The sequence below is a fragment of the Celeribacter ethanolicus genome, from assembly GCF_002407265.1.
Classification (GTDB): domain Bacteria; phylum Pseudomonadota; class Alphaproteobacteria; order Rhodobacterales; family Rhodobacteraceae; genus Celeribacter; species Celeribacter ethanolicus.
Map to the genome: position 1 here is coordinate 3,398,604 of NZ_CP022196.1, position 14,467 is coordinate 3,413,070.

A 14,467-nucleotide genomic window follows, 5' to 3' on the forward strand; every position below is an offset into this window, starting at 1 on the left:
TGACGAAAAGCACGCCCGCTATGGGCTCGAACGTCGGAGACATCAGATGCGCATCACCATGGACCCAGTCGCAGGCAACGAAGACCTGCCGTCGCGCAGCGATGTCATCGTTATCGGGGGCGGGATCATCGGTGTCAGCACGGCGCTGTTCCTCGCGGAGCGCGGTGTTTCCGTCACGCTTTGCGAAAAGGGCATCATCGGGGCAGAGCAATCGGGCCGCAACTGGGGCTGGTGCCGGACGATGGGGCGCGATGCGGCGGAAATTCCGCTGACGGTGGAGAGCCTCAGGCTTTGGCGGCGGATGAATGAAATTACCGGGCTGGAAACCGGGTTTCGGGAGCGTGGCACGCTTTATCTGCTCGACGGGGAAAAGGCGTTGGCGTCCTATGAAAGCTGGATGGAGCATGCCCGCGATCATGCGCTGTCGGCACGGTTCATCGAGGGCGCGGAGATCACCAATCTTTTGCCGGGCCTCGCCAAGCCTTGGAAACGTGGGCTTTATACGCCGACGGACGGGACGGCCGAGCCGTTCAAGGCGACGCCTGCCATGGCCCGCGCGGCGCAAAAGAAAGGCGCGGTGATCCTGCAACATTGTGCCGTGCGCGGGATCGAGACTGAGGGGGGGGCGATCTCCGGGGTGGTCACGGAGCGGGGGGCGATCCGCTGTGGTGCTGTTGTCTTGGCGGGCGGCGCGTGGTCGCGGTTGTTTGCGGGCAATATGGGGCTGAATTTTCCGACCCTGCCGGTGATCAATACAGTGATGCGCACAGCGCCCGACGAGAGCCTGCCCGATCTCGCCGTCGGTGGGCCGGATTTCGCCTTTCGCCGTCGTCTCGACGGGGGCTATTCGGTGGCGATCCGCAATGACAACCTTGCGCCTCTGACACTGGATAGTTTTCGGCTGTTTTTCGATTTCCTGCCGACGGCGCTGAAATCCATGCATGAATATCGCCTCGGCCTGACACCCTATTTCTTTGAAGACTGGAAGCGGGCAAGGCGTTGGGAAAACGATGAAATTACACCGTTCGAGCTGGTGCGGACGCTCGATCCCAAACCCGTCAAACGCGATCTGAAAAACGCCTGGGCCAATACGGTCAAGGCCTATCCGGGGTTTGGAAAGCTCAAGCCGGTGCAGAGCTGGGCCGGGCTGATTGATGCCACGCCCGATGCGGTGCCGGTGATTTCCGAGGTGCCGAACCGACCGAATTTCTACATCGCCTCGGGGTTCTCCGGCCATGGGTTCGGAACCGGGCCGGGGGCGGGGCATCTGATGGCAGATATTGTCACCGGGGCTGCCCCCATTGTCGATCCGACGCCGTTCCGGTTGACGCGGTTCCGGGGGCAAAGCACGGGCTGAAACCGGTGTCGGCTTTCCGTCGGACAAGTGTCGGCAAAGTGTCGGACCTTGTCATGTACTGGAAGGGAGGCACCTGAAACAAAAAGGCCCTCGCGAGGAGGGCCTTTGCTCTTATTGTTGCTCTTACTTCATCGAGCCGGTGTCGATGAAACGCTGGTGCCAGCTCAGCGCCTCGCGCAGGTCGTGGGGCGCATGGCCACCGAATGAGCTTTTCTTGGCGCGCTCGTAATAGTCGCGCAGCATGTCGCGATAGGCGGGGTGGGCGCATTTCTCGATGATCAACTCAGCCTTCTGTTTCGGATCGAGGCCGCGCAGGTCGGCGAGGCCCTGTTCCGTCACGATGACCTGAACATCCTGATTGATGTGGTCGACATGGCTGGCCATCGGTACGATGGCGGAGATTGCACCGCCCTTGGCGGTCGAGGGCGTCATGAAGATCGAGACAAAGGCGTTGCGGGCAAAATCGCCCGAGCCGCCAATGCCGTTTTGAATGCGCGAGCCCATGACGTGGGTCGAGTTGACGTTGCCGTAGATGTCGGCCTCGATCAGACCGTTCATCGCGACACAGCCCAGCCGCCGGATCAGCTCCGGGTGGTTGGAGATTTCCTGCGGCCGCAGGATCAGCTTGTCGCGGTAGCGATGGGCCTCGGCATTGAACTTCATCGCCGCCTCGGGCGAGAGCGAGAAGGCGGTGGCGGAGGCCATGCGCAGCTTGCCCGCGTCCAGCATGTCGAGCATGCCGTCCTGAATCACCTCGGTGAAGGCGGTCATGTTTTCGAACGGGCTGTCGAGAAGACCGGCGAGCACGGCGTTGGTCACGTTGCCGACGCCGGATTGCAGCGGCAGAAGCTCTTTCGGCATCCGGCCCATTTTCAGCTCGTGGTTCAGGAACTCAAGCAGGTGACCGGCGATGTCCAGAGCGGTCTGGTCCGGTTTCGCGAAAGGCGCGTTGCGGTCCGGCGTGTCGGTCTCGACGATGGCGACGATCTTCGACGGATCAACCTTGAAATGCGGCTGGCCGATGCGGTCGTCGGGTTTGATCAGCGGAATGCCGACGCGGTTCGGCGGCAGGGCGGTGCCGTAATAGATGTCGTGCATCCCGTTGAGATATTCACTCTGCCAGGAGTTCAGTTCGAGGATGATCTTGTCGGCGCATTCCAGCCAGGTCTTGTTGTTGCCGATGGAGGACGAGGGGATCAGATCGCCCTCGGGGGTGATGCCGGAAATCTCGACAATGGCGGTGTCGAGCTTGCCGAGAAAACCCTGCCAGGCCATCGGCGCGACCTGCGACAGGTGCATGTCGAAATATTTCATCTCGCCCTTGTTGATCCGTTCGCGGGCGATCGGATCGGAGTTATAGGGCAGGCGGAAATCAATGCCGTCGGCCTTGGCCAGCGCGCCGTCAAGTTCGGGACCGGTCGAAGCGCCGGACCAGATCTTGATGCGGAACTTCTCGCCCTGGGCGTGACGTTCCTCGATCTTGGCCGCAAGTGCGAGAGGCACCGCCTTGGGGTAGCCCGAACCGGTGAACCCGCTCATGCCGACGGTGGCGCCATTCTCGACGAGGCTGGCGGCATCTTCGGCGGACATGATCTTGGATTGCAGGGATTGCGGCACGGGGCGGCGGGCAGTGGTCACGACGGTCTCTCCATTGTGGAATGCGGTCACGGGGAGAGAGGGGTAATTTTATAAGGCCAGCCTCCTCCCCGAGTTGTCCTTCATTGCGCGCACTATGCGCGGGACGCGGGGGGCTTCCAGTCACTTTTGCGGAATTTTTGCAGGAGCATACCCGGTATGCATCCGTGCACAGATTTTTGAATCAATATTTGCAATCGGGATTTGTGTGGATGGGTTTGCAAAGAGTTTTCGGCACGAATATGCAAACCAAAGGCCGCACTGTGCGGCAAGAGAACGGGCCCGTCGGAAACGGACCCGTATCGGATGGCTTCAAGACGACTCAGGCGGTACGACCGCGGTCGATCCGCAGGAACTGTTTCACGCGGGAGGCGGTTTTCGCCTCTTTGCGATCACGGTCCATTTTGTCCCACATACGGGAGCGGGCAGCACCACGGTCGAGCGCAAGGAAATGCACGAGGCGACCGCTGCCGGGGGCACGATGGGACGTGTCGGTGATATGGCGTGTCATGGTTTTTCCTCCTTTTTGCACGAGGACTCTAACACGGAATCGCCTTGCCGTCTCGTATCCAGATCAAACTGGACAACGAAGTGTGAACAGGCGCGAACGTGCCGGGTCAGATCCGCCCGTGTCGCCGTTGCCAGCTCCAGAGGATTGCGCCACCGATCAGAACGATGACCAGCGACACCAGGAACGGTGCGCCGGGCAGGTAATAACCGGTGCCGGGGCGGGAGAACGTGGCGAAGATCTCGGTCATCACCAGCGGGCTGATGATGGTGGCAAGCGCGGCGAGTGAGCCGGTGACGCCCTGCAACTCGCCCTGCTGATCGTCGGGGGTGGCGCCGCTCATCATGGATTGCAGCGCCGGGATGGAGATCGCGGAAATGCCGGAGAGTACGGACATGATCCAGACCATCGGCACGCTTGTGGTGAGGCCGAAGGTGAGGAATACAAGCGCGTCGAGCAGGATGCCGCCCATCGCGACACGGTAGGCGCCGAAGCGTTTGACCAAGGGGCCGACCAGTACGGCCTGTGCCAGCCCCATGGTCGCGCCGAAAGCGAAGAGTGTGAGCCCGATGGTGGCTGTGTCGAAGCCGAAACGCTCCTCGGTATAGAAGGACCAGATCGCCGGGTAGACGAAATAGGCCGTCTCGTAGAGAGCGAAGACGATGAGCAGGCCGGTGAGGCCCCTCAGCCGCCCGATGGCGCGGAAGGCGCCGAAGGGGTTGGCGCGACGCCAGTCGAAGGCGCGGCGTTTTTCGGGGGCGAGACTTTCGGGCATAACGAGCATACCGAAGACCATGTTGAGACCGGCGACGGCGGCGGCGGCATAGAATGGCGCGCGGGTGTCGATGGTGGCGAGCATGCCGCCCATCACGGGGCCGAGGGCGAAACCGATGCCGAGCGCGGCGTGGACATAGCCGAAATTGCGTGCGCGCTCGTCGGGTTTGGAAATGTCGGCCATGAAGGCGGCGGCGGTGCCCGGTGTGGCGGCGGAAATCCCGGCGATCAGCCGTCCGATCAGCAAAAGCCAGATGGTGTGCGCCCGCGCCATGATCAGATAGTCGATCATCATCACGAAAAGCGCGGCGATCAGCACGGGTTTGCGTCCGAACCGGTCGGAGAGATTGCCGACGAAAGGCCCGAAGAAGAACTGCATCACGGCAAAGCCGGTGGCCAGAACCCCGCCCCAAAGTGCGGCATCGGCGAGCGTCTGGCCGGTCAGTTCGCGGATCAGGGTCGGTAGCACCGGAAAGATCAGCCCGATGCCCAGGCCGTCGATCAGCACGGTGGTGACGATGAAAATCAGCGGCAGATTGCGGGGCATGGGGCTTTCCTGAAAACAACCCGGCCTTTGTGACCTGTCGGGGGGCTTCTGTCTATCCGCTCCGGTGCAGAATATGCGCCAGCGTATCGGCCAGCAGCGCGGGCTGGGCGAAATAGGGGGAATGGCCAGAGGACAGGGAATGGACGGTGCTCGCGGGCCAGTCCGCACACATCTTACGCTGTTCGGCGGGAGGGATCACCCGGTCGTTTTCGCAGATCACATAATGCCGGGGCAGGGCGGTGGAGGCGGGGGTGACGCGCAGGGGCGTTTCCTGCGGGCGGATCGCCTGCGGGCCGATATGCTCGCGGACGCAGGTTTTCACCTCTTCGGAACAGTCGTGACACAGGGCCTCGACGCCTGCCTCGGGTTTGAAGCGAAAGGCCCGCCCGTCGCCGGTCTTCTCGATCAGGCCGAGCACGGGATGGTCCTGCGCCGCGCGGCGCATATCGGCGAGGCTCATGCCGTCTTCGGGCACATAGGCGCAGAGATAGACCAGCGCGGCGATGCGGTCGGGGGCGGCCTCGGCGGCGGCAGCGATGGCATAGCCTCCGGCGGAATGACCGACCACTATGGGACGGTCGCCATGGGTTGTGATGTCGGCGAGGATCGCGTCTCGATAGCTGTCGAGGCTGATCTCGTCGTACGGCGTTCGATCCGCGCCATGGGAGGGCAGGTCGAGCGCGCGGGCCTTGAGGCCGCGGGCGTGCAATTCCGCGAGAAGATCGCGCCAACACCACGCGCCATGGGCGGAGCCGTGGATCAGGAGGACGCTCGGGTCAGTCATGGTGACAGCCTCCGGAATGATCATGATCGTGATGGTCATGATGATGACCATGATGATCGTTGTGATGATGGTCGTGACCGGACCCGAGATCGGGGATGTGATCATGCGGATTGGGATCGCGTTTCACATGGGCGATCTCGGTCAGGAACCGGCCCAGAAGCGCGGCATAGTCCTCCGGCGCGTCGACGGGCGGCAGATGACCGGAGCGGCGCATCAACTCGAACCGCGATCCGGGAATGACGCCCAGAGTCTCGCGTACCAGATCGGGTGGGGTCGAGCCGTCATAACCGCCCGCAATGCCGAGGCAGGACAGCCGAAGCCCCGAGGTCGGCGTGTAGAAATCCGTCCCGGCAATGGCGGCGGCACAACCGAGATAGCCCTCGAGCGGGGTGTCGAGAATGGCCTGGCCCCAGCGTTTCGCGGTGTCCGTCTTGCGAAATCCGGGGGCGAACCAGCGTTCGAGCGTGGGGGCGACGATGCTTTGAAGCCCCTTGTCGCGGATCCCGGCGATGCGTTTGTCCCAAATGCTGCGCGCGCCGATCTTGGCCGCTGTGTTTGACAGCACCAGCGCGCGGACCTGATCGAGCCGCTTGACTGCGAGCCCCTGTGCGATCAGACCGCCGATGGAAATCCCGACGAAAACCGCGTCTTTCACCTTCAACGTGTCGAGCAGCCGCTCCGCGTCGCGCACCAGCGTGCCCATGGCATAGGGGCCTTTCGGCACATCCGAGAGGCCATGCCCGCGCAGGTCGTAGCGGATGAGCCGCAGGCCGCCGGGCAGATGCGGCAGCACCGCGTCCCAGAGGTGCAGATTGGTGCCGAGCGCATGGGCGAAGACCACGGGCGCGCCGTCTTCCGGTCCGGTGATCTCGACATTGAGCGTGATGTTGTCGAGCGCAATCCTCATGACAGGGCCTCCAGAAATCGCGCGATGACATCGAGACTTTCGGGTTCGTCGAGAAACGGCACATGGCCGCGATCCCTGACCTCGGCTGAGATCAAGTCGGGGCGGCGGCGCTGCATCTCCGCCACGCAGGCGCGCGACAGGAGGTTGGAGTTCTCTCCGCGCAACAGGGCCAGAGGCAGGTCTTCGAAGGCGTCGAAGAAGGGCCAGAGATCGACCGCGCCGGTGACACTCTGGGCCTCGATCGCGTCGCGCAGTTTCGGGTCGTAACGCAGTTCCAGCCGCCGCTCGCCCTCGGCCCAGATCCGCCGGGCATAGGTGCGCCATTGTTCGCGGGTGACGTTCGGAAATTGATGCCCGAGCGCTTTCGGCAGTTTTTCGGCAGCATCGTCGAAGCTTTTGTAGGCGGAGGGGCGACCGAGATAGTCCATGATGTGGCTGAGGCCGGACGGGTCGAACTCCGGGCCGATGTCGTTCAGGAGCACGCCGGAGAGCCGATGTTTCGCCGTCGCGGTCAATCCCATGGCGATCAGCCCGCCGCGCGAGGTGCCGAGGATCGCGGCCTTGTCGATCCCGAGATGATCAAGCAGCGCCAAAGCGTCCGCCGCCTCCTGCGGGATGGTGTAATTCATGAAGGCCGGATCGTAATCGGAGGCGCCACGGCCGCGACTGTCGAGGCGGATGACCTGAGCCCGGTCGGCGAAATGGTCCACCACAGGCTCGAAATCGTCCATGTTGCGGGTGAGACCCGCGAGACAGAGCAGGGGCGCGCCGTCGCCCTGAATGTCATAGGCGAGGTTCAATCCGTCTTTCGTGGTGAAATGCTGAACCATTGGAATCTCCTTTGGGCGCAGACTGTCACGTCCGTGTCCGGGACGAAAGCCCTAGCGCAGCCCGTTCAGGAGCCATGAGCCGCCGAGGTAATGCACGGTGAGAACGAAGGCGTAACAGGCCATGACCAGCAGCGCCTCGTTGGAACTCAGCGGGGCCTGTTCCGGTTGGCGCCGGTGCCACAGGCTCTGGAGACCGGCGGCGGCCAGAAGCGCCATGGCGATGGAGTGATCGCGCAGCGCCGCAGAGGTGAAGGCGGCGGTCATGAAGAGGGTGACGGTGGTGCCGAACCGGGGCCAGAAGGCGCCCGAGATGGCCCGCATCACCCGCCCGCCCGCAAACGGCAGGAAGGGCAGGAGCATGATGAAGTTGAACGTCCCGAGCATGATTGCCGTCACGCGCAATAGATTGGCCACCATTGGAGCGATGGGGGCGAGGATGGGAAACAGCCCGAAGCACAGCACCATCGGTACGATGGCGAGCGCCGGGGCGTAGAGTGCTGTGAAGCTTTCCTCGAGCGCATGGCCGAAGGGGCGGTCGGAACGCGGTGCGGCCAGTAACGGCAGGGGAATGAGGCGCACGCGGGCGACCTCGTGGCCGATGATGCGACAGGCATAGGCCGAGCCTAGTTCATGCAGCATCACGGCAAGGACAAAGCCGAAACCGAAGAGCGGCGAGGTCAGGGAAACGACCGCAACGGTGATGACAAACCCGACGATCACGCCCGCACCATTGAACCCGCTCGCGCGAATGCGTCCCTGGCTTGTCAGGGGGCGCGTCACGAGCGGCAGGGCGAAAAGCCCGAGCGCGATGGCAAGCAGGAGAAAGGTCATGGTGAGTCGAATTGCGGCCTTTTTATGTCTGTGTCGGATGTGATCGGCCTTGAATGTGGCGAGAATGTGGCAATCGGGGTGCGAATGGCCCGCCCAGGCGGACGCGAGCCGGGGTTCAACGCACTGTTTCCCGGGGGCAAACAGTGGACGTCATGGAGCAACACTTCGCCGGGAAGCGATGGGCCCGTGCAAGGATGGTTTCGTTTTTTCCACGAAACGCCTTACCTTGTCGGGACGGAACGCAAAGAGGCTGGAGGGCCCGATGAACGGCACGGTGGAGAAACTGCGCGAGAGCCTGCGCGAGTTGCAGGTGCAGCTCGAAAAGGAGGCGGTCGAGGCACGCGAAAAATTCCAGTATCATCTGAGCAACGGCCGGGTGGTCTTCGAAGAGGAGGCCCGTCGCCGTGGCCGGGCGCTCAAGGTGCGCTGGTCGGTGTTTCTGCGCCGTGCGCGGCCCTGGGAGATCGTGACGGCGCCGGTGATCTACGGGCTGATCATCCCTTTTGCACTGATGGATCTCTTCGTGACGGTCTATCAGGCGATCTGTTTTCCGGTCTATGGTATCCCGAAAGTGCAGCGTAAAAAATACATCGCGGTGGACCGGCACAAGCTCACCTATCTCAACTTCATGCAGAAGCTGAACTGCGTCTATTGCGGCTATTGCAACGGCCTTCTGGCCTATGTACGCGAGGTGGCGGGGCGCACGGAATATTACTGGTGCCCGATCAAACACGCCCGCGCCCTGCCGGATCGCCATGAGCAGTATCAGCATTTTCTGGAATTCGGCGACGGCGAGGCCTGGGACGAGAAATTCATCGAGATGAAGGGCCGGGCGCGGGCTTGTGAGGGCTGCGACGGTTGCGGGCCGGGCGGCTGCCACTAAGCTCAAAGCAGTCGTGCGGGGGCGCCCATCCGATCGGCGATGTTCTCTGCGATCATCATCGTCGGCGCATTGGTGTTGCCCGCAATGATCGCGGGCATGATCGACGCGTCGACCACCCGAAGCCCCTCAACCCCTCGCACCCGCCCCTCCGGGTCCACCACAGAGGCGGCGTCCTGCCCCATGCGACAGGTGCCGACCGGATGATAGATCGTCTCCGCCCGCGCCTGGATGTCGTCGATCAGGGCGGCGTCGCTTTGGACATCCGGCCCCGGCAGACGCTCGGCCTTGACATGGCGGGCAAGGGCAGGGGCCTGCATCACCCGCCGCGCGATTTTGAGCCCGGCCAGAAGCGTCTCGACGTCTTCCGCCGTGCCGAGGTAATTCGCGTCGATCTTCGGAGGTGTCTGCGGGTCGGCAGAGGCCAGCGTGATGGTGCCGCGGGAGGTTGGCAAGAGGTCACAGACATGCAGGGTCATGCCATAGCCGAATGTGGTCCTGCGCCCGTGGTCGCGCAGATAGGCCGGGATGAAATGGAATTGCAGATTGGGCCGATCCCGCTTCGGATCTGAGCGGACAAACCCGCCCGCCTCGGCGACATTCGAGGTCAGTTCACCCTGCCTCTGTCGCGCAAACTGCCACGCGGCCCGGAGCGCACGCGGTAGATAGGAGGGTGCAATGCCGATGGGCAGACGATCTGCCGTCGCAGACATCACCGTGATGTCGAGATGGTCCGCCAGATTGCGCCCAACCTCGGGCAGATCATGCAAGACCTCGATCCCGTGGTTGCGCAACGTCTCGCCGGGGCCGATGCCGGACAGCATCAAAAGCTGCGGCGAGTTGATAGCGCCGCCGGACAGGATCACTTCGCCGCCGGGATTGAGCCGGAGTTCGCGGTCTGTCAACGCCACGCCATCGGCACGACGCCCGTCGAACAGCACACGCGTCACCTGCGCGCCGGTGAGGATGTCGAGATTGTCGCGATGGCGCACCGGATCGAGAAAGGCCCGAGCGGTCGAGAACCGTTGCCCGTCTTTCTGGGTGACCTGATAGAGGCCGACGCCCTCCTGATCCGCGCCGTTGAAGTCGCGTCGCTCTGAGAAACCGGCCTCGCACCCGGCTTTGACGAAGGCGTTCGAGAGCGGGTTGGGTGCGCGCAGGTCGGAGACCGACAAAGGCCCCTCGCTGCCATGAAAGTCACCGGCAAGCTGGGCATTGCTTTCCAGCCGTTTGAACAGTTCCAGCACCCGTGGCCAGTCCCAGAGTGCGCCTGCCGCTTGTGCCCAGCCCTGGTAATCCTCCCGATGACCGCGGATGTAGATCATCGCATTGATCGAGGAAGACCCGCCCAGCACCCGCCCGCGCGGCCAGAACAGCCGTCGCCCGTTCAGCGCCGCCTCGGGTGCGGTCCGGTGATTCCAGTTCACTCCCCTGAGACGTGCCAGAACCGCCAGACCCAGAGGAATGTGAATGAAGGGCGAGCGATCCTTGCTGCCCGCTTCGATCAGGCATACGCGTTTGCCCGTGTCGCCCGACAGCCGGTTCGCCAGAACGCAGCCCGCCGATCCGGCGCCGATGATGATGTAATCGTACATGATGGCTCTCTCCCCCCTGGGGAGAGGCTACGTCAGTTTTTCCGGGCGGCGCGTGAAACGTGGCGTCATGTTTCCTTTGCTGCGGCAAATACTCAAAATGAAAACCCCGCCGAAGAGGCGGGGTTCAAACAATCGTCTGGCCAAAACTCGTCTGGCCAAGACTCGTCCGGCAAATGGTTCAGAGGTTTTCGATCCGGGGCATGCCCATGATGTGATAGCCGCCATCGACGCGGATGATCTCGCCGGTGGTGTAGGCGCCGCCGTCAGAGGCCAGATAGACCGCCGTGGCGCCGACTGCTTCGAGCGTGGCGTTGGATTGCATCGGGGCGTTTTGTTCGGCGTGCTTATACGTCCGGCGCGCGCCACCGATGGCAGAGCCTGCAAGGGTTTTCATCGGACCGGGGGAAATCGCGTTGACGCGGATGCCCTCAGGGCCGAGATCGTTGGCGAGGTAGCGCACCGAAGATTCGAGCGCCGCCTTGGCCACGCCCATCACGTTGTAATTCGGCACGACCATGTTCGAGCCCGCAAATGTCAGCGTCATCAAGGTGCCGCCCTCGGTCATCAGCTCGGAGGCGCGTTTGGCGACATCGATGAAGCTGAAACACGAGATATGCAGCGAATTCTTGAAATTTGCCTCGGTGGTGTCACGGAAGCGTCCGGTGAGTTCGGATTTGTCCGAGTAGGCGATGGCGTGGACGACGAAATCGAGCTTGCCCCATTTCGCTTTGAGCGCCGCGAAGGCCTCGTCCATCTGCTCCGGGTTGGTCACATCGACATCGACCATCGTGTCGGAGCCAACAGAGCTTGCCAGCGGTTCAAGACGTTTGCCAAAGGCCTCGCCCTGATAGGTGAACGCCAGTTCAGCGCCCTCATCGGCACAGGCTTTCGCGATGCCCCAGGCAATGGAGCGCTCGTTGGCGACGCCCATCACGAGCCCGCGTTTGCCTTTGAGAAGATCAGCCATTTTTATCCTCAGGTTTCTTTGTGGTTTGTTTGGCCTGTTTGGGTCTTGGGGTCAAGGTTTTGGGGTGGGTGAGCGGGTGGCGCGTAATATGTGTTGTCATTCGTGAGGTCTAGCGGGCCCGTGGTGAAAATGTTTAAATCACGCTCGCGCTCGTTTTTCTAAGGTCGCGATAGACAAATGGCTTTTCGCCGTTTGTTTCAAAGAAGATACGATTTTTTCTGTTGGGGGCTACTACGTGGTGACTGATGAAAATGAGTTTAATTATGAAATTCTCGTTGATCGCGTCGATTATCTGGCGGGGGAACTCCAGGGCTTGGCCGAGGATGTCCATCTCTATCATGAAATTTTCGAGAATGCCGAAGCCGTCGAGATGTTGAATAAAACAGCGCCTCGGTTGTTTTTGCGTTTCCAGAGAGCGACGAAAGACGCGGTTTTCTCAGCGGTTTCTCGGATCACGGATAGTGCAGAGTTTGTAACACGTGAGGAACAGAGAAAAAATATTTCGGTCCGACGCATTCAGCAGGATATTCGAGAACTCCGATTGGGTTCCTGTCGAGATCGGACGCGTCTGAACAAAGCCGTGGATAAACTATGCGAGATAGCGAAACCGATACGCAATCTTCGAAACCGGCAAATCGGGCATCTCGATGATGAAGATACGCGGTTGGGCACATTACTCGTGCCAAAGGACGGGTATCAAATTGACGAATTTCTGAAGCAAAGCCAGAAGGTCCTCGACTATGTCGAGGTGTGTATGTCCAAGGGCCGTGGAGATGTGGAGACGTCCCGTAGCTATCTCGTCCAGCGCGATGACTATCAAAAACACGCAAGCGCTTTTGTGTTTTTCTTGAACTATCTGGACAAGAATTGGAACGAATTGGAAGGCGATCTGAGGAGACAAAACGTCGGGAGCGGTATTAAAGAAGTATTATCTTCACACAGGACAACGCGCTAACTTCTGGGCTACTTGAAATGGAGGCGTTCGCGCTCTTCATGCGCGCGAACGCCTCTCAAGTTCTTCCGATGCGAGTCAGTTGCGGTATTTCGACAAAAGCATCGAGCCGTTGGTGCCGCCGAACCCAAACGAGTTGGTCATCACCGTATCGAGGCCCGCATTTTCCACCAGTTTCGTGGCGATCTCACCCTCGCGGATCGCCGGATCAAGCGTTTCGACGTTGATCGAGGGGATGATGAAATCGTTTTGCAGCGCCAGCAAACAATAGACGGCCTCTTGTGCGCCGGTGGCGCCCTGAGAGTGGCCGGTCATGGATTTCGTCGAGGAAATCACCGGGGTCTGACCTTCGCCAAAGACACGACGCACGGCTTCGACTTCGCCCACGTCGCCGACGGGGGTCGAGGTGCCATGCGCATTGATGTAGCCGACCTTGCGGCCTTCTTCGAGCGTGGAAAGCGCCAGACGCATCGCCCGTTCGCCGCCTTCGCCCGAGGGGGCGACCATGTCGGCGCCGTCGGAGGTGGCGGCAAAGCCGGTGACTTCGGCGTAGATTTTCGCGCCGCGCGCCTTGGCGTGTTCCAGCTCTTCGAGCACGAGGATCGCACCGCCACCGGAGATCACGAAGCCGTCGCGGTTGGCGTCAAAAGCGCGGGAGGCTTTCTCGGGCGTGTCGTTATACTTGGACGACATCGCGCCCATGGCGTCGAACAGGCAGGACAGCGTCCAGTCCAGTTCTTCGCCGCCGCCCGCAAACATCACATCTTGCTTGCCCATCATGATCTGCTCGGAGGCAGAGCCGATGCAATGCAGCGAGGTCGAGCAGGCCGAGGTGATCGAGTAGTTGATCCCCTTGATCTGATAGGCGGTCGCGAGGTTTGCCGAGATGGTGGACCCCATGCATTTCGGCACGGCAAACGGCCCGACGCGCTTGGTCGATTTGGTGTTGAGCACGGATTGATGCGCGGTCAGCATGGCGGAGGTGGACGGGCCGCCGGAGCCAGCGATCAGACCGGTGCGCGGGTTCACGACTTCGCTCTCTTCGAGGCCCGAGTCGGCAATCGCCTGTTTCATGGCGATATAGGCATAGGCTGCCCCCGGCCCCATGAAACGCAGCGCGCGCTTGTCGACATGTTCCTTGATGTCGATGTCGATGGACCCGGCCACCTGCGAGCGGAAGCCGTATTCCTTCATGTCCTCATTGGCGGTGATGCCGGATTTCCCGGTTTTCAAAGAGGCAAGCACCTCTTCGGCAGTATTGCCGATGGAGGAGACGATCCCCAACCCGGTGACGACGACGCGACGCATGGCCTGTTCCTTCCCTATATGTTCCTTGACGGTCGGTCCGAGATCAGCTCTCGGACAGCGCAACCTTCATATCGGTGACCTGATAGATCACTTCGCCGTCGGCTTCGACGATGCCGTCGGCCACGCCCATGGTCAGGCGGCGGCTTTGCACGGCTTTCTTGAAATCGACCTTGTAGGTCAGCATCTTCCGATCCGGGCGCACCATGCCGGTGAGCTTCACTTCGCCGACGCCAAGCGCATAGCCACGCCCCTGCCAGCCGCGCCAGCCGAGGTTGAACCCGGTGAGCTGCCACAACCCGTCGAGACCGAGACAGCCGGGCATGATCGGGTTGCCGGGGAAATGGCATTCGAAGAACCACAGATCCGGCGTGATGTCGAATTCCGCCACCACATGGCCCTTGCCATGCAGCCCGCCATCACCGGAAATTTCGGTGATCCGGTCCATCATCAGCATCGGCGGCGCCGGGAGTTGCGCGTTGCCCGGTCCAAAGAGCTCGCCCGCGGCACATTTGAGCAGGTCTTCCTTGGTGAAACTCGTGGGGTAATCGGCCATGAACGCCCTTGCCTTCCTCATCATCTTTCAAAGTCGTAT

At 61.7% G+C, this 14,467-nt stretch carries 13 protein-coding genes and 1 pseudogene; 3 read left to right on the top strand and 11 right to left on the bottom strand.

Features of this window, described 5'->3' with window-relative positions:
- Positions 1-46 precede the first annotated feature (46 nt).
- Positions 47-1,357 carry an NAD(P)/FAD-dependent oxidoreductase gene (locus CEW89_RS16695; RefSeq protein ID WP_096806655.1) on the top strand — a complete coding sequence of 437 codons (1,311 nt, stop codon included), beginning with the start codon at positions 47-49 and terminating at the stop codon, positions 1,355-1,357.
- 123 nt (positions 1,358-1,480) lie between these two features.
- Here CEW89_RS16695 and CEW89_RS16700 read toward each other — a convergent pair whose 3' ends face one another.
- The 7 genes and pseudogenes from CEW89_RS16700 to CEW89_RS16730 form a co-directional block, all read right to left on the bottom strand.
- Positions 1,481-2,995, bottom strand: a complete 1,515-nt coding sequence (locus CEW89_RS16700) for a succinyl-CoA:acetate CoA-transferase ScpC (RefSeq protein WP_066706394.1) — start codon at positions 2,993-2,995, stop codon at positions 1,481-1,483.
- Positions 2,996-3,314: 319 nt separating this feature from the next.
- Positions 3,315-3,503, bottom strand: coding sequence for a hypothetical protein (locus tag CEW89_RS16705; protein WP_096806656.1), 189 nt, complete (start codon positions 3,501-3,503; stop codon positions 3,315-3,317).
- A gap of 106 nt (positions 3,504-3,609) precedes the next feature.
- Positions 3,610-4,821, bottom strand: a complete 1,212-nt coding sequence (locus tag CEW89_RS16710) for a TCR/Tet family MFS transporter (protein ID WP_096806657.1) — start codon at positions 4,819-4,821, stop codon at positions 3,610-3,612.
- A gap of 52 nt (positions 4,822-4,873) precedes the next feature.
- Positions 4,874-5,644, bottom strand: a complete 771-nt coding sequence (locus CEW89_RS16715; protein WP_244906092.1) for an alpha/beta fold hydrolase — start codon at positions 5,642-5,644, stop codon at positions 4,874-4,876.
- An 85-nt stretch (positions 5,645-5,729) separates the two neighbouring features.
- A pseudogene (gene pcaD, locus CEW89_RS16720) lies at positions 5,730-6,512 on the bottom strand (3-oxoadipate enol-lactonase); the annotation flags it as partial.
- Entirely contained in the window at positions 6,509-7,342 is an 834-nt protein-coding gene (locus CEW89_RS16725) for an alpha/beta fold hydrolase (RefSeq protein ID WP_096806659.1), read from the bottom strand. The gene CEW89_RS16725 and the pseudogene pcaD, both read right to left, overlap by 4 nt.
- A 51-nt stretch (positions 7,343-7,393) precedes the next feature.
- Positions 7,394-8,173: a zinc metalloprotease gene (locus CEW89_RS16730; RefSeq protein ID WP_096806660.1), complete on the bottom strand. Its 780-nt coding sequence runs from the start codon at positions 8,171-8,173 to the stop codon at positions 7,394-7,396.
- Between the two features lie 262 nt (positions 8,174-8,435).
- On the opposite strand from CEW89_RS16730, the gene CEW89_RS16735 reads away from it, so the two are divergent.
- The gene (locus CEW89_RS16735) at positions 8,436-9,056 is read left to right on the top strand and encodes a hypothetical protein (protein WP_066706328.1); all 621 of its coding nucleotides are present in this window, start codon (positions 8,436-8,438) and stop codon (positions 9,054-9,056) included.
- 2 nt (positions 9,057-9,058) lie between these two features.
- Here CEW89_RS16735 and CEW89_RS16740 read toward each other — a convergent pair whose 3' ends face one another.
- Together CEW89_RS16740 and CEW89_RS16745 are read right to left on the bottom strand one after the other, a co-directional pair.
- Positions 9,059-10,648 (bottom strand): GMC family oxidoreductase, encoded by a 1,590-nt coding sequence (locus tag CEW89_RS16740; protein WP_096806661.1) that lies wholly within the window; start codon positions 10,646-10,648, stop codon positions 9,059-9,061.
- Between the two features lie 178 nt (positions 10,649-10,826).
- Positions 10,827-11,615 carry an enoyl-ACP reductase FabI gene (locus tag CEW89_RS16745; RefSeq protein ID WP_096806662.1) on the bottom strand — a complete coding sequence of 263 codons (789 nt, stop codon included), beginning with the start codon at positions 11,613-11,615 and terminating at the stop codon, positions 10,827-10,829.
- 238 nt (positions 11,616-11,853) lie between these two features.
- Here CEW89_RS16745 and CEW89_RS16750 point away from each other — a divergent pair, with 238 nt between their 5' ends.
- Positions 11,854-12,570: an AbiU2 domain-containing protein gene (locus CEW89_RS16750; protein ID WP_096806663.1), complete on the top strand. Its 717-nt coding sequence runs from the start codon at positions 11,854-11,856 to the stop codon at positions 12,568-12,570.
- 75 nt (positions 12,571-12,645) lie between these two features.
- Here the strand turns inward: CEW89_RS16750 and fabB are convergent, their stop codons facing one another.
- Positions 12,646-13,875: a beta-ketoacyl-ACP synthase I gene (gene fabB, locus CEW89_RS16755; protein WP_096806664.1), complete on the bottom strand. Its 1,230-nt coding sequence runs from the start codon at positions 13,873-13,875 to the stop codon at positions 12,646-12,648.
- A 43-nt stretch (positions 13,876-13,918) separates the two neighbouring features.
- Positions 13,919-14,428: a bifunctional 3-hydroxydecanoyl-ACP dehydratase/trans-2-decenoyl-ACP isomerase gene (fabA, locus tag CEW89_RS16760; protein ID WP_066706315.1), complete on the bottom strand. Its 510-nt coding sequence runs from the start codon at positions 14,426-14,428 to the stop codon at positions 13,919-13,921.
- Between the last annotated feature and the right edge of the window lie 39 nt (positions 14,429-14,467).